Here is a 20,504-nt window from a genome sequence, read left to right as displayed (position 1 = left end):
CACCTTAAACGCATTACTTATGAAAGTAAGTCAAGAGTTATCAATCCTGTTTTGGTTACGTAAACAAAACAACAACGGAGATGCGAGGGCCACGATTATGGTAAGGATCACCATAGAGGGCATAAGGGAGAACTTCTCACTGGGTTACCAGGTATTACCTGAAAAATTCGACAGTAAAGCCGGCGCTGTTCTCGGAAGAACAGAAGAAGCCGCAACTATTAACCGCCAACTCGTCCGAGTTCGCAGTGAACTTCTCCGCCACTATTATTCCTTAAAAGACAACGACAAGGTAGTAACCTCCGCTATCTTAAAGAACGCCTACTTGGGTATCGATATCGAGAAAAAGACATTCCTGCAGGTAGCAGATTACCAGTATGCGCTTTTTGAAAAGAAGGTGGAGAAGAACAAAATGTCTTACGAAACCCTCCGAAAATGGAAAAGTACGCGCAACAAGCTGGCGGCCTTTATTAAGCATGAGTACAAGTTACCCGACCTGCCGCTGGACCGTGTTAAGTATTCCTTCGCGGAGGATCTGTACAATTATCTTACACTTACCGACGGCATTGAGGATAATACGGCGATGAAATACGTTAAGCAGGCGAAGCAGATCATAACGGTGGCTGTGCGGCGCGACTGGCTACAAAAGAACCCGCTCGATTCCTACAAGTGTACCTACATCGATCCGGACAGGGATATACTGAATGCGGAGGAACTGGCGGTACTTCTACATAAAGAGTTGCCAGTACCTCGTCTGCAGGAGGCGAAGGATATCTATCTGTTTATGGCATTCACCGGCTACGCCTACAAAGACACCCTTAATCTCACACCCGATCATATCGCGAAATTCTTTGATGGAGAAGATTGGATCGTAAAGAACCGCGAAAAGACCTGGTGCCGTGAAAATGTACCCTTACTACCGCACGCTAAGGAAATACTTAAGAAATATAAAGACCATCCATATTGTGTTGCTAATAACCGGTTGTTCCCGGTACGCAGCAATCAGCGGTTTAATAGCTATCTCAAAGAGATTGCAGACGTGTGTAGTATTTCCAAGAATCTTACAACGCATACCGCCCGTCATACCTTCGCTACCACGGTAACGCTGGCCAACAACGTACCATTGGAAACAGTAAGTGCGCTGCTTGGCCACAAGTCCATTCGCACAACGCAGATATATGCACGAATAGTAGCTTCCAAGGTGAGTGCCGATATGAAAAGCCTTAAGTCCAAAATATCTATAGAGTTGCCGGCATCATTGCTGAAGCCCAACGCTGCCTGAGGCAAAAAAATATGATAAGTCCAACCTGCGTTTTTCCGCAGGTTGGACTTATCTATTTTGATGATTAACAGTGCATTAACTAGTTCTTAACATTGGAATAACATTAGTTTCAATTTATTCGCCATCATAAAAATCGCACTATCAATGTGCGCTTATACCGATTAGTTTGATAGAAAACCGTGCAGATTAACCAATCCTTTTTTCTCCAACCCAAAAGCGGAAACATGGCAATTTTTATATCTAGAAACAATTATTTATCAAATGAAAGAACATGCACTCGTTTTTTACGAACGACTTATCAAGTTTGAGTTAAAAGAAAAGGAGAAAGTTAAAACGGAACCAGATCGAAGCTATTACTTCAAAACTATTGATGCAATCAGCGCCGAGCGGCAACGAACCCTCGATAATCTGAGTACAATGAGTAGCGTCAGTAGCGAGGAAAAAACCGAAAGGCGCGTCCGAAGTTATCAGCAGAAGCTGGTCATGATGATCGAAGAGGTATCAGATCGGCTGGGGAAAGAGGGGCTTGAAGATAAAAGTGAAATTTCTGAAAACAACACCTGGCTTAACATTTACCGCCAGCTCTATACCGACCTTTCAGAGATTCTATGGACTGTAGAGAACGAGTTTACCCAATACCTGGATATACACTTACGCATCCCAGTCTTATACCTGATTAACGCACGTATAAATATTGCTGCTGAAGTTCCTGCCCTGATAAACAGCTTTGCCGAGAGGGGAATCTGTGATAAACTCCTTGTGCTGATGGCCGAGCCGTTCAGTGAACTTTTGAATTATGAAAATGGACCACGCATTACCTACCATAAGTTGTTTTATATGAAGATACTTATGCAGGAACTGGCTCAAATTACCACGCTTAAGCTTGACAGTATCGATGAAGCCGTTTGGTGGAAGTTGATGGAACTGAATTATAATTCTGACGAATTTTTGGCCTACTGTACCTCCCGGATAAAAGAAGATATGGAAGATCTTCCCCTGCGCGATGTATTGGAGCGCCTGTTGTTCCGCCAGAAGGAAGTTGCGCAATTACGCCATAAGCCGGGTGTCGCCTACAACCCCAGCTCTACGGCCCTGAATATATGTTTGCGTGAATGGACGGCTGCCGAAGTTCAGTACTTTAAAGAGCGTGACCAGCTTTCCTATAACCGCGCCGATTTGCCGGAGGAACTGCTGCGGTGGAAGGACTTTAAAATCCACACGAAGTTTTCCGTTCCGCAGATCGGCTATTTACTGCGCCTGCTGATGGACAGCGAGCAATACACCAATCAAAACAAATCGGAGGTTCTTGAGTTCTTCGCCACATTCTTTACGTCACAAAGGCAAACTGCAATATCGGTCATCAGCCTACGAAAGAATTTTTATAATGAAAACGCCAGCGTCAGCGAAGCTGTTCGCGGTATCTTGGCGAACCTCATGAATCAATCGCGCAAAAACTAAAAATTTGAATGATTAGTGAAATAGAACAAAGAATTTTATTTTTTATATGAATTGAAAATCAGGCAAGTCACAGGGGTACTGTTACCCCTGTGACTGTTTTAACCCGCATGATTGCAATTGTTTTGCTGCCTCATCAAACAACCTCAAACTATGGCAGCAGAAATCATCACAAAAGAAGATCTGCAAGTATTCAAGGCCGAATTGCTCCAGGCCATACGGGACATAATCGTATCCCCGGCTACCTCCCAAAAGAAATGGGTAAAGTCCTACGAAGTACGCGATATGCTCGGTATTTCTCCTGGCACGCTGCAGAACATGCGTGTCAACGGCACCATCGCCTACTCAAAGATCGGCGGGCTCATTTTTTACGACTACGACGACATCCTGGGATTGATGGAGGGCCGGAAAAAAGGTAATCCTAACCCCCGCATGTTCTGATGAACGCGCCCGCCAAGGTGAACTACGTTCGTCACCTCAACGCCTTTTTTGCCCGCGTGCAGGAGGATGGCCGATTAAAGTCTAATCACATCAGTCTTTACCTGGCCCTGTTCCAGCACTGGAACCAGCAGCAGTTCCGGCAGCCATTCCCCGTTCTCCGCGATGCCGTTATACGGCTTAGCGGGATCGGATCGGCTAACACTTACACCCGCTGTCTGAAGGACCTGCACGCATTTGGGTACATCCTGTACCAACCAGGAGGGAAGCAGCACCCCCTTTGCCTTATCCGTATTGTTTATTTGGTTCCTGCCGGCGCCGCGCCTTCACGGTTTACGCAGCTCGCGCTTTTTGAGGAAGATCCGGTACCGGGCAGTATCAATTTTGCGACAGCCCCGGAGGTTAGCAGTATCAAAATTGCGACACACCCTGTCGCAAAAATGATACAGACCCTGTCGCAAAATTGCGACACTTATATAAACAATATAAACAGTAATAAAACTGATAGGGAGGAAACGCACCCACCCATTAAAAAAAATAATAAGGTAAATGGGGCTGGCGCCGCCGCGGACGTTTTTTCGTCCTGCGCGCCGATCGCTCCCGATCTTCCCGACGTAAAGGCGTTTTTTAGTGCGAATAAGTACCCTTCCGATGAGGCGCTGAAGTTCTATCACCATTACCAGGCAAACGGCTGGAAACAGGCCGGAAAAACGCCCATAAGCGATTGGCAGGCTGCCGCGCATAAGTGGGTACTTAACATTCACGACAAAAACACCCAAAATGGTTACCGAAGATCAGAACCAACACCAACCGCAGGACGACTCCACTCGAATCCCGACAAAAACTATTCGGACCCGTTATGACTACCACCGCTATCTGCAGATAGTCGAGCAGCAGGGGAAGGCCATCTACGGCCCGAAGTACACCATCCACGAAATTGATCGGCCGGTAGTGCTGAAATTACTCTGTTATTTCCTTCAGGACGAGGACGTGGCGCCGTCGGAGGGGATTGACCTGGCGAAAGGGCTGATGCTCCGTGGGCCAGTGGGCTGCGGAAAGACCTCCCTGATGAACATCATGCGCCTACTGTGCCCGGATGAATACCGGCCGGTGATGGCAGCGGCAAGGGATGTTGCGATGGAGTTTAGCCGTATGGGGTATAATGTGGTGTTGAAGTATGGGCGGGAGGCTTTTTCTCCGTATACGAACGCGCCGCGGGTGCATTGCTTCGATGACCTGGGGCTGGAGCAGGTGACTACGTTTTGGGGGAATACTTGTAATGTGATGGCGGAGATACTGCTATCGAGGTATGACCTGTTTATTTCGCATAAGATGGTGACGCATGTTACTACGAATAAGAACAGCGAGGAGCTGGAGGCGCAGTATGGGAATCGTTTGCGGAGTAGGATGCGGGAGATGTTTAACGTTGTTGGTTTTTCGGAGAAGTCTAGTGATAAAAGAAAATGAGTATGATCGGCATGCAGAAAAAAAACGGGCATTTCAGAATTCTGAAATGCCCGTTGGTCAACTATCAAATTAAATTTCTACAATTTCCACAGTAACAACATTTTTTGTAAATGAGCTTCTATTGATTAGGTATTCAAGGGTCCTGGTGAAATTCCTAATTTCTCTGTATTCCAATAATGATTCTTTAGCATTTTTTCCGAGATGCCTTTTGCCGGCATATAGCTCAATCGCTAGATTGAGCGCATTGAGTGTTAGAGGAATGTCAATTAGAAGCAAATGTCCATTATTAACCTTGCTGGTGTCAACAGAAAAATCGTAATCTCTTACACCCTCCGCTACGACCTTTGTTTTCTCCCAGCCGTGTATCAGCCTTTTGGCAGCGACTTTTTTGAACATATCTTCGCTCAAGTCGTTCGGAACGAGAATGGTAAACTTTAAGTCGGTGATGAAGATTTGCTGTTCGCCAACCGTTATCGCTTTTCCTTTAGATTTGCTTTCTAATAGGCTCTGGGTAGTCTTTTCAATAAAATTATTGAAATAGCCATATGCTATGGCAGTTGAAGGAAGTAGTCCGAGTTGGTAGGTGTTTTCTTGGTTTGTGATATGCAAAGCAATTTTCTGCAAAATATCATTCAAGCCATCTTCAAAGCCTTTGTCTTTAATTTTAGGGATAAAGGGTAATGTAATTCCTGACAAATCGGATGGTATCTTGGTCCCTTCTTCAACAATATAAAAAACTTTACTTTTTCCAAGGCCGCCAGCAAATAAACCGAATTCAAAAAGCACATTATCTCGAACGGTATGAAATTCAGTTTTTCTTGATATTGTGAAGTCGTCTGCTGTGGCAAGCAATATAGCAAAATCAAATAATGGTATTTGAGAAACAAGATCATCATAAGTGCTGCTCCCAAAATCAAATACGGTATTCCACATTTGACAGTCGCCGACATGACTTAGACCCGAAAAAATTTTCTCGGCTACAGGTAGGCCCTCTTTTGATGATCCAATAAATATTTTTGGTTTCATATATTAGTTTTTAATGCCGTGGTTACCTAGTAACCACGGCATGATGAATTAGTAAGATTGCATGGCTTGTTTAATAAAGAAGCTGTTTCTTAATTCGTTACTAGTGTCGATGATAAGTTCATCTAAATCCCGTTTTAGCATAACGAGTTGAGGAACTATTTTTTCGTCAAGTAATGGAAGCTCACTGCTGTTCGGGCTCCAAATCCCACGACGAAAATCCCTATCATCAATAATTCTGCTGAGGTGTTCAGAGATTGCCGATGCAATCTGAATTTGATTTGAATGCAGAAAGAGAAGAGAGTTGTTATTCATCGAATGGACGATTGTTGTTAATTGAAAACTTTTTAGCAGATCCCAATCGGTGTCTGCATCAGCCTTCAGTGTTTTGAGAAGCCTTATAGCCATTTTTGATCCGTCGAAGGTGTGGTTACCTTTGTTGTTTACAGCGTCGATGTGCGCGAAGGGGTAGTCTGCTTTTGCGTGCCTTGATCCTATCAATATTCCTCTACGTCTTTCGTCTAACAGCGATATGTACTCTGGTGTGCTATACCAGAAGGCAAACACAACATCTACCTTTCTTTGGTAATGTTTGTTGAAAATTGAAAGGCACTTTTCCCCACTGTTGTCAATTTCATCGTACTGCCTGCTAAGAATTAGATTGGATTGCGTCCGCAATAACTTAATGTCGTCTTGCGGTTCTGAGTAGGTATACGGATCGTTGTTTGGTATGCCTGGCGCGAGGAAGTGGTATCGACCAATAATTGTCAGCAAATCGATGTCGCTATGCGCTTCGATATTTGTATTTGTTTCTACAGATCCTTGCCGTCTATAGGTTCGCAAGAAATGTAGATTGTATCCATTCTCTAAATGGTTCTGTACCGCTTCGGCAGCAGCGATTGTTCGATCGTTATATTTCTTGCCGATTGGTCTCATTGCTTCTAACAAGTATTTCATGTTTTCTGGCAGATCTCTTTTCGCAAATGATTGAGATGTCAGTGATTCATTAAGTCCCCTGTCGAATTTTCGATTCTGTACGTTCTGTAGCCGTTTTGAATAATTTACAGCCATGTTAATAATGTTTTTTGGGAAAAGAAGCCAATCCCATCACTGTTTATAGAGTGATACGGTAATTCGTTAACGCTTGAAATTTGTAAGAATTACTGTTTGGTTGATTCCTTTTGGTTGCACAGCCATTTATCCTTCGGCGCTGAAATTTCCGGACATAATTTGGTGGTTCAAAGTTTTACTACTAAGTTTGACCAAGAAACAACCGCTATTTAGAATGGGTGAGTTATCCCATTTTTTATTCGCTTCCCCAAGCAGAAAAAATTTTGGTTGAATGGAGGCTATGTCAGGCCTCCATTTTTATGAAATCTAACTCATATATAATTTAGGTTTTTTTTAAGTTCAGATATTTTTTCTTTAACTTCTTTTATGGTTTCGGTGAACTCGGCACCTGCCTTAAGATATTCGACCGGAAAATCTTGTTTCCTGGCTTCCATTAACACAAAGTAGAGCGGTTTTAATACGGATCTCATGTCTACTCCGTCAATTTGGTCTTCAAAAAGATCAATGCATAAATCATAGCGCTCTAAGGCTAATAGTTGAAGCATGAACTTTGATAGGCTATTGGCGGCTTGTTCCAAGGCCTGTTCCCGTCGGTCGGTTTCTGATGAATTAATAAGGATCGAGATTTGGCTGTAAGTCGACCTGAATTCTTTGATGGCATCCTGTTCTTTACCGTTCCACAGTAGGATGTTGGCGTGTAGTAATGGTCCGTAAGGTGCATATTTATTTACGATACTTGAGTTTTTTTCAAGTTGTTCTAAAGCAAATGCTTTACTCGAATTCCTCGCGCTATTGTAAATGCTATTCGCGAGACAAAAAACAGACGATTCATGCCCTAGTTTAATTGCCGTTACGAACATCTCGTCGGAAAGTTCGAATAAACGTTCGGCGTCATAAAAGTGTCCAAGTTGATGGGCTGAATCGGCATCGCCTTTTTCTACCCCGGTTTTTAATATATCCTTAGCTCTTTCTTTGTCGTTTCGTTCATATAAGAAAAATTTACCCAATTTGGCATAAGCCTGAGTGATTTCATGATTAATAGCACTTTCTAGTAAATTTTGAACGCGATCAAGGGAAGGCGTTGTCTTTTTTAATTCTAGCGTTGCTAGAAATACCTCAGCAATCCAATCTCGTTTTTGAATTGCTTGTTCAAACGACGATTCGGCCAGTTCATACTTTCCGGTTTTCTCGTAGTGGAGACCTAAGCGCCTGTGAGCGCCTTCAATATTGTCGTGAACTGCCTGAAGATGAATTTTTTCTGCTTCTGACAAGTCGCCTTTGAAAGCATAAATTCCCGCTAATTCTATATAAGATTCCTTTATCTTTCTTTTTATCGCTTTCTTGTGAAGATCAATTGCTGATCGGGTATCGTCTTTGTAGTAGTAGGCAATATTGGCCATTTTAGTGGCTGCGTACTTGTGGTTTAGGCGAAGAGCCAGTTCGTAATATTTTTCTGCTTGTTCAATGTCTTTTATTTCATCATAAATGAGGCCGAGAGTAATGGCCGCTTTGCCGTTTTTAGGTTCTATTTGAAGAAGCTTTTGGCCAGCTTCAGCAGCTTTTACAAAATTCTTTTTTACAAAATGTATATATAAAAGAAATGCGAAGTATTTTTCATCATGTTCTTTAACTTCTTCTAGTACCTCTAAAGCCTCTTCATGTTTATTTTGTTCAACAAGTGAATTAATACGCTTATAAAGAACTTCATCCGAGATCTTAATTGTTTTTTCGAGCCGCCCTGGAAGGAGGTTTAAAGTCTCCTTATATACCCTATATCGAAGCTCTGCAGGGGCTTTTTGGCAAGAAATATAGGTGTTTCCCATGTCTATGGCTGCTGTCAGGTTATATCCTCCTCCCTTGATATCGTCCAGGTAAGCCGAAATTCTTTTTGATAGTTCCAGTTCATCGCACCACATATCATAAAATCGCACTAGCCACTTGACATTTTCCTTCTCTGCTTTACGGCCAAAGCGCATTAAGTACCAGATATTTAGGAATCGTTCTTTTATTCGGTAGAGATTGTTTTTTGTCTTAGTCGGGATTTTTTCGATTAAGGAATTTTTTTCCAACGTGGCAAGGATCGACGAAACGTTTTTGCTTTCTAGTCGTGTAGACTTCACAATGTCTTTAACCGCGATAGCATCCCAGTTTTTTGCCATTACATCAATTACTTGTTGTTGTTGAATTGATAGTTGATCAATTTCAGATTTGTATAAAATGGTTAAGGTGTCGATCGCTTGGTACAAATCGGTAAGGGCTCGGCCCCCTTTGTTGTCGAGCAAAATTTGAAAGAGATAGGTGATCGTTCTTGGTGTTCCGCCAGTAAGTCGACGAAGTGATTCTATTCTGCCAGGGTGATTTCTTATTATGTCTTCAAGTTGTGGACGTTGGCCAAAGTCTTCAGCAATGTTCAATAACAGCTTTTCGCATTCTTTCCTAGTAAGGCCTTTTAACTCTATGAGCTTGAAGTAATCGAAAACGATATCACTAAAATCTACATGCGAATCCGTGGAAACGGTCGATGAAGCAATAAAGTTTATTTGACATGAAGGTGCAATAATTGCTTTAAGTTCCTCTTGTTGAGTCGTGCCGAGTTTTTTAAAGAATATATTAATATTTTCAATGAAAATAAAAAGTCGCTGTTTACCCAATTGGCTTAGAAGAAGTTCGTAAAGGTCGCGGTTGTTTACTTTGGGAGATTCTAGATAATGCTGTAGCCTGTTAGAGATGTCGTTCCATCCATACCAGTCTTGGCCGTATTCAATAACTCTTAACCATAAGGTAGTTATGTCTGTGATATTATATTGCTCTTCCGTAAGCATCACGGTCAACACATTGTCTAATCCTAGATCGTCCTCAATGGCATATTTTAGTCGATGTAAGAGAGTTGTCTTACCGGCGCCGCGGGGGCCAATTATTAGGAAATTGGCCGGCGCGCAATGCAGGTTAGATTTATCAATCTCGTTTTTTAGAACATTTAATACATCAGTGCGTACGACGAACCCATCTATTAGCCCTTCTTTGCTCTTCAATCCCGAGTTGTTTTTTAATAAATTGTCGTACATTATCGATAACGATTATTTTCTCGCCAAAGTTATGACAATTTTTGAATCGTTAAAATTTTTAGCGATTTTTTATTCGTTAATTCAAATTTTTGCTATTAATTAACTGGTAATCAATCTAAATGCCTCCGTTGTAATATTCGGCGTCCGTATCTGGCATCTGGCATTTTGTATCGATTATTATTAGGTACCGACTTCTTCGATTAAGCAGGGCTGTGCTCTGGCTATTAGAAGAAACTGTTCTTTTCGGTACAGATTCTTCGTGCAGGTAAATGCCGAACCTCTCGTCCGTACAGTCATCCTATGTAGCCAGCAAGTCGGTAGTCTTCTCTGTCCGTACGAAGTTCCCTGTCCCGCAAGCCGGTTAAAAGGTCTCACTGCGGCGCGTGTCGGCAAAATTTGCCAGCCAGTCGCTGCGCTCCTTGGCTGCGCAAATTTTACCTCCCCGCGCCTCCGTTCGGGCCCCTCCCGGTCTTTTTGGCGAAACGCCAAAAATCCCTACGGGCCCCCATATACGTCCGCCACCGGCCGGTGGCCGGGGTAGGTTGTGGCTTCGCGCTTCGCGCTCCCGCCCCAACAACCCCGGCCACATGGCGGGCGGTGGCGGGAAAAATTAAGAATTAAGGTTTTTCTTTTCGTCTTCCGACTTGCCCCGTATCTTTTATTCGCAACTGGTAAACGATATTATACGAAGCAATAATGTGGGGACATGGTTTGGCTTACCTTGATTGGCTAAAGTAGGACGAGAAGGCCGGATAATACGTGCAATACGTCGTGGAGGTCGGCCGTCAATCCCGGTACGTAAGGGAGAAAGTTAGTATGGCCGTGCGTTTTCGTAGTAGCCGACAGTGAGTAGCCTTGTGTACAGGCTGTATACGTCCGCCAAGACCTGGCGACAGAACGCCGATCAGCAGCAGGAAGGGCCTGCCGCGAACGGCGGCGGCAGGATCTCTATTAAGCTGCGGAACAATCTTGGCCCGCATCTGCCCGAAGATGGATGGCAACAGCGATGCTTTGTAATTACGGGTGGTCCGGTGCCATCCATCTTCGGCCAGATGCCCAGCTTTTTCTTCTAGCGGTTGTGCACAATGTAGAATATGGTGAGTGGTGCCGTAAGCAGGGCACCGCCGTCCGCACGCACCCCAAAACCACAAAGGGGGGAATGTGTACCAGGTCAAACCTAAATTAGGGAAAGTGGGGCAGGGCGGTAATGCCAAAAGCGCAACAGTGTGCGCTATTTGGTCTTTTTATCTTTTAGCTGCTGTTCGTACTTTTCGCGTGCAGCCTTCGAGGCCTTTTCCTGGCCTTCAGGATCTTTGAAATACTCCTCGCTTAACTTCTCACGAACTTTTCGTGCCTCTTTTACAGCGTCGTATTTTTTGTCCTTTTTCATTACTCAGTGTTTAAAATTTCCCGCGGTGTTCTTATTTCTATCGGTTGGTAGCCGAGCCGCTCGTTTATGGCATTGTAAAGCCTAATCTTATTCAGGTTTACAATGTGTTTAAAATTCCAGCTGGCCAGCACATCGGCCCGGCAAATGGTAGCGTAGGCAATGTGCAGGGCATCGTAGTAGCTTTTGTTGCTTAGCGCGCCTTCGTTTATGTAGGTTCGCGCCAGTATCTTAACTTCTTCGGTCAGCGGTAAAATAAGCTGATTATTACTGTGTACGGTAGTTAGCATGCCTTTTATATTATCGCTGGCGCCCTCCAGCTCAAATATTACGCTTTCCGAAAGTATCAACGTTTTGGCGCCGCTGGCAAACTCTTTAAATAATGCCTGGCTCCATTCCTTAAATTCTACATCAAAGCATCCGCCTATAACTGATGTATCGGTATAAACATTAACCATAACAAAAATACGAAAGTGAAGTGATAGTAATTTTATCGGTTCTCGGTGCAATCGACCATAGTACGCTCAACAATCAACTTTTGTTTCCAGCGCTTGTTTGTCTTTCTTAGAATAAGGCAATCTTCCCGTACTTCTATTTCCAGTATCTCGCCATTTTGGAATCCAGCGTTATGCAGCCACAGCCCGCGTACCCGTATAGAAGGGATTTCTATACCGGCGGCCGAATGATCACGGGAGTAAATGGTGGTGAATCGCTGCGTAGGTTGGCTTGTTTTACTATTCATTTGTTAACATTTTTGTTATATAAATTTACGAAAATGATAACAAATAGCCAAATAGTTATAAACATATTTGTAAATAATTTCGTTAAATTAGACCATTGATTAATAAATTTGTTATTATTTATATTAATCTAATATCATATAAGATTATTTAAATTGACACGAATGACATTCGGAGAACGTATTGCCGCACTGCGGAAGGAAAAGGACATGAAGCAAAACGAACTGGCAAGCCAGTTGGGAATCGGCCCTGTTCAGGTGAGCCGTTATGAAAAGGATTTAATCACGCCGTCGGTGGAGGTAGCGGCGCGCATTGCTAAAGCATTAGGTGTTTCGCTCGATCACCTGGTGAATGGGGTGGAAGAGCTACCAGCAAATAGCCCGGCAGCTGTTAACCAGAAGCTACAGCAATTCGATAGATTATCGGAAAAAGATCAGGAGTACGTACTTGCGGTACTTGATGCCTTTGCCACCAAGGCGAAGTTGCAGGAGATTTTAGGCCAATAAAAAAGGCCCCCGCAAAAGCGGAGACCTTACACCAAAACAACCCGAAGGTAACCACACCTATTAGTCGGGAGAACGTATTCTGGTGCCTGTCTTTGACCTGACACCCGGTCTGTCCAGATTCCCTGTTGCCATTACTACTACGATCATCACCGCGCCAACCAGCGCCAGGTACTCCGCTACACTTACTACATAAGCCGGCAGCTTAAACGGGATGCCGATAATAGCAACAGCCAGGGCGACCAGGAAGATCCCGATATTTTTAAGCCGTTTAAAAAAAGTCAAAACAGGTGTTGCCATACTTCGCGACATGTTCATACGCACACATTTTACCTGTTAAAGAATACCAACCGCTTACGGGCGATCCTGTCCGCGAGCATTACACACCGCTGGATATTTTGACCAGCTGCATCGCATTGAAAGCGCCGCTTTTCAGCAGGTACATGCTGCCGTTAACCTCTTGATAGAACTCGATGCCGAATGCCAGGAACAGCGGTTTTGTGCTGTTTGCTGTTAAAGTAAGCTCGAGGTTGTTTCCGACAGTTACTTCAGGTCCCAGTACGATATCGCCAGACCCGGTCGTGTCGTTTATGAACGTTTCCGCCTCGAAGTCGATTTCCGCAGCGGCAGCCGTCAGCTTGCAGTGCGTCGCTCCTGCAGGAGCTGCGATCATGTTGATCGGCACGAACGGAGGCACGTCTACTGTCAGGGCGCCTGTAACGCGGTTGATCGTAGCTGTGAAGGGTGCATACAACGTGCCCGGCAGTCTGCCGTTGATGTTGAACTCAAAACCCTGGAGTAACTCCGTTTCTCCGTCGATCACGTTACGTTGTCCGCGTGTGCTGGTCGCATCCGCCTGGATCACTTTTACGAACTGCCTGGTCAAACGGCCGGCCATGTAGCTGTCACTAGCGTTCATGAGTAAAGCCCGGAAGGCAGTGCGGAGCAGTTTACCGGCTTTCCCTGCTCTGCCGAACTCGGCCCCGTTTTCACGGGTCCTTTCGAACGCCGGATCTGTAGCGATGCGGGAAGCGTCTACGCCGCCTTTTCACGCGCCAGGTATCCGGCTTTTGATTTGTAGAAGGTAATATTACCAATAGTACCTTCTAAGGGCATAAACCCCTTTTGTCTTGCCAAATTGAAGATGTTTAATAAAAAAGAAGGAGCACTTCACACAGCCCGCCCCGTTAGGCTTTTCCAATCGTGCACGATGTCGTAATTTTGTAATACCACACCAAGGTATGCCGGCATTTTTAATCGATAAAATTTCCATTCCGTTTATGCCGATTTCGCATAAAATGATACCTCGCCGCATGGTGGTTTACGCAAAAGATGTACAGAATACTACGGGCGGCTCCGAACGTACCGCGTGCGTTGCTGCAACGAATACGTTTAATGAAAGAGAAAAAGAAGGGGCAGTTTGTTTCGGTCGCAGAGTTTTGTGAATTTACTGGTTTAAGAGAATGCGAAGTACTAAGGTTCTTATATGATTGATCAGGGTTTACTCAATGTTTGGGGCAGGTATGAACTATAATAAAGTCTTTGTTATTATTCGACCGGAATTTAATGTGTGACTGGACGTAATAATTCGATTGATTTGATATACATTAGTGTCCGTAAAAGCAGGGATCATATAGTATACGTGTATTATTATTCTACAATATTTGGAGACAGATGATTTTACAAACAGCAATTGCTCATTTTAATCAGGATATTCAAAGAGCAAAAGATCTTAAAGATCACGCAGGCGGACTGCCTGTCGGGGCAATTAAAGATGATATTTTAAGGACATCATGGATGCTTGCTGTAGGTTCGATCGACGCCTATTTTTGTGATGCTTACGGTGATCTTGTTGCAAGAACACTTAGGGCCAAAAAAATCCAGCCAGCCGTCAATCTACCACCGAAAATGAAAAACATAATGGTACCGATATTGGTTGTTTTGGATAATAATTTAAATGATGGATGGTTGTGGAGAATGATTGCAAGAGACTTAATAGAAAAGGACAACGTTTTATCAGTCAAAAAAATAAAGGAACTTTTTAATGTTTTTTTTAGACCCAGTCATAAACTTTTTACCGAAAGCGGAGCACCAATAGACAGATGGATTGAAAGGCAACAGACTATGAATCGATTATTTGGTTGTACGAGGACGCAATATCGCGGAGTTACGGGGGCGGCAAAATCCTCTTTACGCAAAAAGGCGATAGCACAAATGGAAGAGCGGCTTACGATGATCTTTCAACGAAGGCATGATTGTATACACAATTGTGATAGACCTAAAATAGCTATTAATAGGCGAAACATTAATCCTAATTATGTGAGGGATGTGATTACTGATTTGGAGTATATTGTTAATCGATGTCATGAAGATTTTATTGTGGAATTTCCATTTTTTCTGAGGGGTTTGGGGTTCAATGCAGTGACCAGGAATCGTGTTGGTGTCTAATATCAGATGTATGTAAAATCAAGTTCAATAATGCCGAACATGATGGCGTACGGAATTAATGTGATTGTCTTCTATAACTTTCTGAGCGTCATTTTTCGGTACTCCTATTGGGGAAGTGAAGGAAAGAAGGGTATGTTCAATATGCGTACCCTCAACGATGTTATGAAGCGGGTTGCAAAGAGACTTCACGCTGACTAGGTACGTTCTTGTTTTTAAATTTACCTTGCTATGTTTTGGGCTTATATGCATACCTTTGCATTGATAAGATCTTAATTTTAAACCTAGTCAAAATAGGCTATTTGGAGCGGTCGCAAAAAAGGTTACATATCCTTTAAAAGCGCCCGATCTATACGCACAGTGTGAATTTTCTGAAAATCTTGTGAGTCCCAGCGGGAGAATACGAACCATTCACTCCCCCAAGGACTCCATGAGCAGCCATTCCCACAACAGCCTCGCACCTTACAAATTCCGCTTCCTACTTTCAATAGCAATGAACTCCGGCAAATAATCCGGCGTACACCCTCTTGACACCATTTCACCTTTATAAAGACCTGTTTTGTCTCCAATGGCGATACACCTATTTCGATACAGCTTTTCATAAACGCCAATCCAACCGGCAGTGAAATTCATTGCCCATTGAACGGCTGGGTCTTCTTTGGCAATGTGAGCTTCTATTTTAGTTAACAATGCTGGTGTATTGGCAGGCGGCGTTTGTCCTGTCCATCTTAAACGGGCCTGGTAGTACCAGAATACCCGCCTTTGCAGCGCCGAAGAATTGTTTTCCCACGATTCGATCAGCGCAATTGTTTTCTTGTTTTTCATGAGTTGGTTAGCCATCAGCCAGTCCATGAGTTGATTTCGCTCATCAAATGGATGGGTATGCATGTCCTTATCCAGCTTATCGACGATATCTTGTGAAACACTTTTGTTATCCATAACTAAGATTGCCAATAGCCTGGGATAGAACTTGCCGGTTGACCATAACTCCATAGCAAGGTCGTGATCCGTTTTTATATTTTTGGCGATTTTCCGTAAGTCTCCAAGGTTAGTTTTGGTATCGATTTGACCCAAAATGGTTGCTGTTTTCGAAGAAACTTTCATTGCAATCTCCTGGTTTGTTGAGGCTAAAAATACGGAGTTAATACGATCTGACATCCACAAATAGAAAACCCGCCGCAGGGCGGGCTTCCAGGATTTAAAATGGCCGGGCCGGGGGGATATCCGGACCAACCGGATCAGGATATCCTGGTGGGGGAGGTGGCAGTTCAATGTCGCCCGGATCTGGCGGTGGCACGGAAGCCGTTTCAACTTCAAGGGAAACTTTTTCCGGCTGTATTTCGTTATCCTTGCTGCAGGACTGCCAGGTGGCCGCAGCAGCTACCAGCAGCAGGAATAGGCCAATACGTTGAAAGGTACTTTGGAGCATAAGAAGGGTTTAAGGTAATGGAATGCCTGTATCTGTTCTAAGATAGCGCGATCCACTGCTGCATGCAGGCAGCGACTATATGTAACATATTGCCGAAAACAAGAAAAGCAGCTGCGACACCGCAGCTGCTCCGTAATCCTATCTTCTGCGTCTGTACAACAAAAGGCCCGCCGCAAATATCAACAACCCTCCAGGTATCACCCCAAAGAAAATAACCCGCATCATCAAAATCCCCTGATCATCACTATCGATCGCATCCTGCGAGCGGATAGCGCCAGTATTAACCGGGAACGCGCCATACGTAAACCACCGGAACATCTCCGTAATCAACGGCTGGTTCCAGTTGTAAGGTTTACGGCGGCCCAGTTCTCCGGAACTCATGAAATCAGCGTCGCCGGTTACTACGATCCGCTGTTCTTTGCCGTTTACGTGGCGTTGCGCGGCTATGGCCAGTGCTTCGTTGTTTTTCGCGATCAGCAACGGAACGGTGTGGAAGCCGGCGGTGTCTGCGTACCTGATACCCGCGGTACCCACCATCGACACTACGCCCTTATCAGCCCTGTAACCGGCCAATCTGGGCGCTATGGTGCCTGCACTGTCCGCAAAGCGGGCGAGGATAAAGTCGGGGGCGTAATCGCGGCTTTCTTCCTGGATGGGCGTGGCGCCGGGATGTATGCCGAGCGGCTGCAATAGCGGTGTTACCACGTCTTGCGAACCGGGTTCGGTGATCACGAACAGGTTTCGGCCGCTGGCTACGTATTGGGCCAGTTTCTGCTGCACTTCGGGGGAGAACGCGGTTTTGGGATCGGCTATCACCAGCACCGAAGTAGTAGCGGGTATGTCTTGCCGGGCAAGGTTTACGGTGTCTACGTTGAAGCCCTGGTTGATCAGCGCGCCCCTGAACGTCAATTCATTTACGAAGGTCTTGAATTCGGCATCGCCGGCTTTGGTGATACTGCGCTCGCCGTTGCCACGCAGGAACGTAATAACGGGGATATCCGCCGGGGTGATCAGCCTTTTCAGGGCTGCGGTGAATTCCTGTTCGCCAGGGTATATGCGGATGTCGTTGTAATAGCGTAAAAAGGTTTTCTTATCACCATACTCCAACAGGCGCACCAGGCGGTTCTCTTCGGGGTTCAGGTCTACGAGTTTCTTTACGGCATCCGGTTTCAATACTTTGCGGTAGTCGAGGTCCTGGATGTCGGCAACCTTTTTGGCGATGGCGGCATCGGTTTCGCCGGGGTAGTTTTTGTAGAGGCCTTCGTTGTTGGAAAAGTCATAGTAGTATACGTATTCCATCTTCATATCGGGCATGAACCGGCGGTAGGGGGTGAGGATGCGTTCGTCCTCACTTTTCTTTTCCGGTGCGCCGAGGTAGTAGTTATTATCGAGGATGTTCACGTACGTGGTTACTTTCAGCGGATGTTCCATTTTGGAGATCAACTCGCGGCTTTGTTTGCCGAGTGTATGCGTTTGCGTGGCCGTCATATCGATATAACCGGTTAAAGCAGGGATGGTGCTTAGGTAGCCTGCCAGGAAGCACACTCCGATCAAGCCAAGGTAGCGGGCCGTGCGCGCTGTCCCGGAGCGGGCTTCGCGCTGGTCTTGCAGGCGCATGCCGGTGATGGCTAAAAAGAAGCCGATCACGATCAGGAAGTAAATGATGTCCTGGGTGCTGATCAGGCCGAAAATGAATTGTTCGGTCCTGCCGGCAATGGACATAAAGTAGGTGATATGGCGTACGGTATCGTTGCCCTGGAACAATCCGCCTACGAAGTTGAGTCCTGCTAATACGGCCAGGGTGCTGATGGCCGCTACTACCTGGTAGGTGGTGAGCGACGACATAAACAACCCGATGGCTGCATAGGCGCAGATCAACAGGTACAGGCCGATAGCGCCGGAAGCTAAGAACTGCCAGTCGATATTGGTGATAAAAAACGAACCGGCTACGCCGTATAAACAAATGATCACGAGCAGCAGTGCGCCGTAGCCCATCATGGCCACGAATTTGCCGAGTACGATATCCCTTACTTTGATGGGAGATGATAATAGCAGTTTGATAGAGCCACTGTGCATTTCACGGCTGATCAGGCCCATGGTCAGCAGTGGAATGTAGAAGTACAGGGTGCCTTTCATACCGGGATAAAATCCTTCCTGTAAACCTGCGAACACCATGGAGGTAACATCGCTGAAATGGTTGCCCATCCGCTGTGCGCGGCCGATCATCTGTATGTAATACAAAAAATTAACGCCTATCTGTACGGGAAACACGATCAGGATAAGCCAGGCCACCGGCGAATGAAACAGGAGACTCAGTTCCTGGCGGGCTATTCTGGTAATTACTTTCATGATTGAACGGTCGGTTTAGATGTTTTGTTGGATAACTGTGCGAAAATGGCGTCGAGCGAACTTTTCTCCAGTGTGATTTCTTTCAGGCGCCATTTGCGGTGAACGCTCGTTTCTACCAGTCCTTCCGCAATGTCGGCGGTAGGGTCGAAGCGCATGCGAACGGTTTTGTCGGTGAGGAACACCACTTCTTTCACGCCTTCGATGGTGCGCAGTTCTTCGGCTGCCGGCGGGTTTTCCATGGTGGCTACCAGGCTATCGGGTTCGATGTAATTGTTGAAGGTATCCATCGTGTCTTTAAACACGATCTTACCACCTTCGATCATGATGATATCCTGGCAGGTGGCCTGTATCTCCGAAAGGATATGGGAAGAAAAGATCACGGCCCGGTCGGTCGCTATTTCTTTGATCAGTTGTCGCACTTCAAGTATCTGGTTAGGATCGAGGCCGTTGGTGGGCTCGTCCAGCACCACGAGCAGGGGGCGGTGAATGATGGCCTGGGCAATGCCTACGCGTTGACGGTAGCCGCCGGATAAGTTACCGATCAGCCGTTTGGAGAAATGCGCTACACCGCATCTTTCCTTTACCCTGTCTACCGATTCGCGGACCTTGCTTTTTTCGATCAGCCGCAGGTGCGCGCAGTAGGTGAGGTATTCGTCTACGGTTTGTTCCAGGTACAGCGGCGCGTTTTGTGGCAAAAAGCCGATCCGTTTCTTGGCCTCTTCCGGGTCGGTACGCATGTCGATGCCTTCTATCAGCACCTGGCCGCGGGTTTGACTCAACACGCCGCAGAGGATGTTCATGGTTGTAGATTTTCCGGCGCCGTTGGAACCGAGCAGTCCTACAATACCGTTCCTGTTGATCTCGAAGTTGATGTCCTGCACCGCCCAGTCTTTACTGTAGCGGTGAAACAGCCCTTCGATCTTTACGATATTATCTTGCATATTCAATTTATTACGCAATAAGAGATGAATGGCGCCGGAAGTTTCCGGCGCCGGGTTGGTATATGGTTGGTGCGATGGTTTATGGGTTCAGTGGCCAGTCCGGATTAAATATGGTGGCGTTAGGCCACAGCTGCCGCAGGTATTTATCGCTGCCGGGCTGCAATTCATATTCTTTTCCTTCGGCGGTATGTTTAATGGTTTTGCGGAAACGGGTTTCTTTGTTGAGTCGTTTCAGATCTATCACCCGCATGCCGGTAAATGCCAGCTCACGACGCCTTTCCTCGAGCACGAAGCGGAGCACCTGTTCGTCGTCGTTACCGAAATCGGCCGGTGTAAATACTTTATACGCAGCCGGAGTGATCCTGTTCAAACGCAGTTTGTTGATATCGTCCAGCGCTTCCTGCTTCTTGCCTTCGCGGGCAAAAGCTTCGGCGCGTACGAGGTACATTTCGGGTACGTTGAGGTAGTTGGAATAGAAATCGCCGCGCAGGAAGATCTTTACCTGGTACCTCGACATATAATTGAACGGCGGCGCAGGCGGCCAGCCATCTGCGTAGTAAAGCGTCCAGCGTTTATCGTCGTTGGTAAACAGGGCGCTGAGTTCCGGGGAGGCACAAACGTCCATACCCAGCCCGAAAGGCCGCAGGAAGTGGCGCGCCACGATGGTTTCGGCATTCAGCTGCGCGTCGGGGATGTTGGTCCAGCCCAGCGGTGCGCCTGGTACGTTCGGGAACGGGCCAGGAATGATGATGCTGTAATCATTCATGTTCTTCAGTTCACCCTGCAGCGAAAGGGCCAGCTCCGCGTTTTTACGTGCGTTCTCATAATCGCCCATGAACAGGTACGTTCTGGCCAGCAGCGCGTATCCGCCCGCTTTGGAAGCCCTGAATTTCGTGAGTTTATTTTTTACAG

At 45.7% G+C, this 20,504-nt stretch carries 21 protein-coding genes; 8 read left to right on the top strand and 13 right to left on the bottom strand.

Annotation, left to right across the window (positions count from 1 at the left end; genetic code table 11):
• Positions 1 to 19 precede the first annotated feature (19 nt).
• The 5 genes from QZT80_RS06340 (at position 20) to QZT80_RS06320 (ending at position 4,639) form a co-directional block, all read left to right on the top strand.
• Positions 20 to 1,279 (top strand): site-specific integrase, encoded by a 1,260-nt coding sequence (locus tag QZT80_RS06340; RefSeq protein ID WP_295119313.1) that lies wholly within the window; start codon positions 20 to 22, stop codon positions 1,277 to 1,279.
• A 261-nt stretch (positions 1,280 to 1,540) separates the two neighbouring features.
• Entirely contained in the window at positions 1,541 to 2,737 is a 1,197-nt protein-coding gene (locus QZT80_RS06335; RefSeq protein ID WP_295119310.1) for a hypothetical protein, read from the top strand.
• A gap of 150 nt (positions 2,738 to 2,887) precedes the next feature.
• Positions 2,888 to 3,175: a helix-turn-helix domain-containing protein gene (locus QZT80_RS06330; RefSeq protein ID WP_295119307.1), complete on the top strand. Its 288-nt coding sequence runs from the start codon at positions 2,888 to 2,890 to the stop codon at positions 3,173 to 3,175.
• The gene (locus QZT80_RS06325) at positions 3,175 to 4,035 is read left to right on the top strand and encodes a hypothetical protein (RefSeq protein ID WP_295119304.1); all 861 of its coding nucleotides are present in this window, start codon (positions 3,175 to 3,177) and stop codon (positions 4,033 to 4,035) included. Before QZT80_RS06330 ends, QZT80_RS06325 begins: the two co-directional genes overlap by 1 nt.
• 88 nt (positions 4,036 to 4,123) lie before the next feature.
• A complete protein-coding gene (locus QZT80_RS06320; protein WP_295119301.1) occupies positions 4,124 to 4,639 on the top strand; it encodes a hypothetical protein in 516 nt (171 codons plus the stop codon).
• 69 nt (positions 4,640 to 4,708) lie between these two features.
• Here the strand turns inward: QZT80_RS06320 and QZT80_RS06315 are convergent, their stop codons facing one another.
• From QZT80_RS06315 to QZT80_RS06305, 3 genes are all read right to left on the bottom strand, one after another.
• Positions 4,709 to 5,665, bottom strand: coding sequence for an STING domain-containing protein (locus tag QZT80_RS06315; RefSeq protein WP_295119298.1), 957 nt, complete (start codon positions 5,663 to 5,665; stop codon positions 4,709 to 4,711).
• 48 nt (positions 5,666 to 5,713) lie between these two features.
• Positions 5,714 to 6,733: a hypothetical protein gene (locus QZT80_RS06310; protein ID WP_295119295.1), complete on the bottom strand. Its 1,020-nt coding sequence runs from the start codon at positions 6,731 to 6,733 to the stop codon at positions 5,714 to 5,716.
• A 311-nt stretch (positions 6,734 to 7,044) separates the two neighbouring features.
• On the bottom strand, positions 7,045 to 9,765 hold the full coding sequence (locus QZT80_RS06305) for a hypothetical protein (protein ID WP_295119292.1): 2,721 nt from the start codon (positions 9,763 to 9,765) through the stop codon (positions 7,045 to 7,047).
• Between the two features lie 878 nt (positions 9,766 to 10,643).
• Between QZT80_RS06305 and QZT80_RS06300 the strand changes: the two genes are divergently transcribed.
• Complete coding sequence (locus tag QZT80_RS06300; RefSeq protein ID WP_295119289.1) at positions 10,644 to 10,871, top strand: hypothetical protein; 228 nt, start codon at positions 10,644 to 10,646, stop codon at positions 10,869 to 10,871.
• Positions 10,872 to 11,029: 158 nt separating this feature from the next.
• Here QZT80_RS06300 and QZT80_RS06295 read toward each other — a convergent pair whose 3' ends face one another.
• Genes QZT80_RS06295 through QZT80_RS26695 form a run of 3 tightly spaced genes read right to left on the bottom strand, consistent with a single transcriptional unit; the run spans position 11,030 to position 11,927 of the window.
• Entirely contained in the window at positions 11,030 to 11,188 is a 159-nt protein-coding gene (locus tag QZT80_RS06295) for a hypothetical protein (protein ID WP_295119287.1), read from the bottom strand.
• On the bottom strand, positions 11,188 to 11,643 hold the full coding sequence (locus QZT80_RS06290) for a hypothetical protein (protein WP_295119285.1): 456 nt from the start codon (positions 11,641 to 11,643) through the stop codon (positions 11,188 to 11,190). Before QZT80_RS06290 ends, QZT80_RS06295 begins: the two co-directional genes overlap by 1 nt.
• Before the next feature lie 32 nt (positions 11,644 to 11,675).
• Complete coding sequence (locus QZT80_RS26695) at positions 11,676 to 11,927, bottom strand: SymE family type I addiction module toxin (RefSeq protein ID WP_367112855.1); 252 nt, start codon at positions 11,925 to 11,927, stop codon at positions 11,676 to 11,678.
• Positions 11,928 to 12,089: 162 nt separating this feature from the next.
• On the opposite strand from QZT80_RS26695, the gene QZT80_RS06285 reads away from it, so the two are divergent.
• Positions 12,090 to 12,431 carry a helix-turn-helix transcriptional regulator gene (locus tag QZT80_RS06285; protein WP_295119282.1) on the top strand — a complete coding sequence of 114 codons (342 nt, stop codon included), beginning with the start codon at positions 12,090 to 12,092 and terminating at the stop codon, positions 12,429 to 12,431.
• Positions 12,432 to 12,491: 60 nt separating this feature from the next.
• On the opposite strand, the gene QZT80_RS06280 is transcribed toward QZT80_RS06285, so the two are convergent.
• Positions 12,492 to 12,746 carry a hypothetical protein gene (locus QZT80_RS06280; protein ID WP_295119280.1) on the bottom strand — a complete coding sequence of 85 codons (255 nt, stop codon included), beginning with the start codon at positions 12,744 to 12,746 and terminating at the stop codon, positions 12,492 to 12,494.
• Positions 12,747 to 12,807: 61 nt separating this feature from the next.
• Positions 12,808 to 13,347, bottom strand: coding sequence for a hypothetical protein (locus QZT80_RS06275; RefSeq protein ID WP_295119277.1), 540 nt, complete (start codon positions 13,345 to 13,347; stop codon positions 12,808 to 12,810).
• 755 nt (positions 13,348 to 14,102) lie between these two features.
• Between QZT80_RS06275 and QZT80_RS06270 the strand changes: the two genes are divergently transcribed.
• Positions 14,103 to 14,876, top strand: a complete 774-nt coding sequence (locus QZT80_RS06270; protein ID WP_295119275.1) for a hypothetical protein — start codon at positions 14,103 to 14,105, stop codon at positions 14,874 to 14,876.
• A 459-nt stretch (positions 14,877 to 15,335) separates the two neighbouring features.
• On the opposite strand, the gene QZT80_RS06265 is transcribed toward QZT80_RS06270, so the two are convergent.
• The 5 genes from QZT80_RS06265 to QZT80_RS06245 all read right to left on the bottom strand — a co-directional run.
• Complete coding sequence (locus tag QZT80_RS06265) at positions 15,336 to 15,977, bottom strand: DNA alkylation repair protein (protein WP_295119272.1); 642 nt, start codon at positions 15,975 to 15,977, stop codon at positions 15,336 to 15,338.
• A gap of 94 nt (positions 15,978 to 16,071) precedes the next feature.
• On the bottom strand, positions 16,072 to 16,302 hold the full coding sequence (locus QZT80_RS06260) for a hypothetical protein (protein WP_295119269.1): 231 nt from the start codon (positions 16,300 to 16,302) through the stop codon (positions 16,072 to 16,074).
• Between the two features lie 138 nt (positions 16,303 to 16,440).
• A complete protein-coding gene (locus tag QZT80_RS06255; protein ID WP_295119266.1) occupies positions 16,441 to 18,651 on the bottom strand; it encodes a Gldg family protein in 2,211 nt (736 codons plus the stop codon).
• Positions 18,648 to 19,592, bottom strand: coding sequence for an ABC transporter ATP-binding protein (locus QZT80_RS06250; protein ID WP_295119263.1), 945 nt, complete (start codon positions 19,590 to 19,592; stop codon positions 18,648 to 18,650). The genes QZT80_RS06255 and QZT80_RS06250 overlap by 4 nt, the downstream gene beginning before the upstream one ends.
• 79 nt (positions 19,593 to 19,671) lie before the next feature.
• A partial coding sequence (locus QZT80_RS06245) for a RagB/SusD family nutrient uptake outer membrane protein (RefSeq protein WP_295119260.1) occupies positions 19,672 to 20,504 on the bottom strand: 833 nt, incomplete at its 5' end.

Source organism: uncultured Chitinophaga sp. (assembly GCF_902168175.1).
Classification (GTDB): Bacteria; Bacteroidota; Bacteroidia; order Chitinophagales; family Chitinophagaceae; genus Chitinophaga.
This window is presented reverse-complemented; position numbering and strand designations above follow the sequence as displayed.

Bases quoted from the DNA above. Each gene is read 5' to 3' on its own strand.
- QZT80_RS06285 (WP_295119282.1), top strand. From the start codon at position 12,090: ATGACATTCGGAGAACGTATTGCCGCACTGCGGAAGGAAAAGGACATG.
- QZT80_RS06325 (WP_295119304.1), top strand. From the start codon at position 3,175: ATGAACGCGCCCGCCAAGGTGAACTACGTTCGTCACCTCAACGCCTTT.
- QZT80_RS06310 (WP_295119295.1), bottom strand. From the start codon at position 6,733: ATGGCTGTAAATTATTCAAAACGGCTACAGAACGTACAGAATCGAAAA.
- QZT80_RS06255 (WP_295119266.1), bottom strand. From the start codon at position 18,651: ATGAAAGTAATTACCAGAATAGCCCGCCAGGAACTGAGTCTCCTGTTT.
- QZT80_RS06315 (WP_295119298.1), bottom strand. From the start codon at position 5,665: ATGAAACCAAAAATATTTATTGGATCATCAAAAGAGGGCCTACCTGTA.
- QZT80_RS06335 (WP_295119310.1), top strand. From the start codon at position 1,541: ATGAAAGAACATGCACTCGTTTTTTACGAACGACTTATCAAGTTTGAG.
- QZT80_RS06330 (WP_295119307.1), top strand. From the start codon at position 2,888: ATGGCAGCAGAAATCATCACAAAAGAAGATCTGCAAGTATTCAAGGCC.
- QZT80_RS06280 (WP_295119280.1), bottom strand. From the start codon at position 12,746: ATGAACATGTCGCGAAGTATGGCAACACCTGTTTTGACTTTTTTTAAA.
- QZT80_RS06295 (WP_295119287.1), bottom strand. From the start codon at position 11,188: ATGAAAAAGGACAAAAAATACGACGCTGTAAAAGAGGCACGAAAAGTT.
- QZT80_RS06270 (WP_295119275.1), top strand. From the start codon at position 14,103: ATGATTTTACAAACAGCAATTGCTCATTTTAATCAGGATATTCAAAGA.
- QZT80_RS26695 (WP_367112855.1), bottom strand. From the start codon at position 11,927: ATGAATAGTAAAACAAGCCAACCTACGCAGCGATTCACCACCATTTAC.
- QZT80_RS06290 (WP_295119285.1), bottom strand. From the start codon at position 11,643: ATGGTTAATGTTTATACCGATACATCAGTTATAGGCGGATGCTTTGAT.
- QZT80_RS06265 (WP_295119272.1), bottom strand. From the start codon at position 15,977: ATGAAAGTTTCTTCGAAAACAGCAACCATTTTGGGTCAAATCGATACC.
- QZT80_RS06250 (WP_295119263.1), bottom strand. From the start codon at position 19,592: ATGCAAGATAATATCGTAAAGATCGAAGGGCTGTTTCACCGCTACAGT.
- QZT80_RS06275 (WP_295119277.1), bottom strand. From the start codon at position 13,347: ATGAACGCTAGTGACAGCTACATGGCCGGCCGTTTGACCAGGCAGTTC.
- QZT80_RS06260 (WP_295119269.1), bottom strand. From the start codon at position 16,302: ATGCTCCAAAGTACCTTTCAACGTATTGGCCTATTCCTGCTGCTGGTA.
- QZT80_RS06340 (WP_295119313.1), top strand. From the start codon at position 20: ATGAAAGTAAGTCAAGAGTTATCAATCCTGTTTTGGTTACGTAAACAA.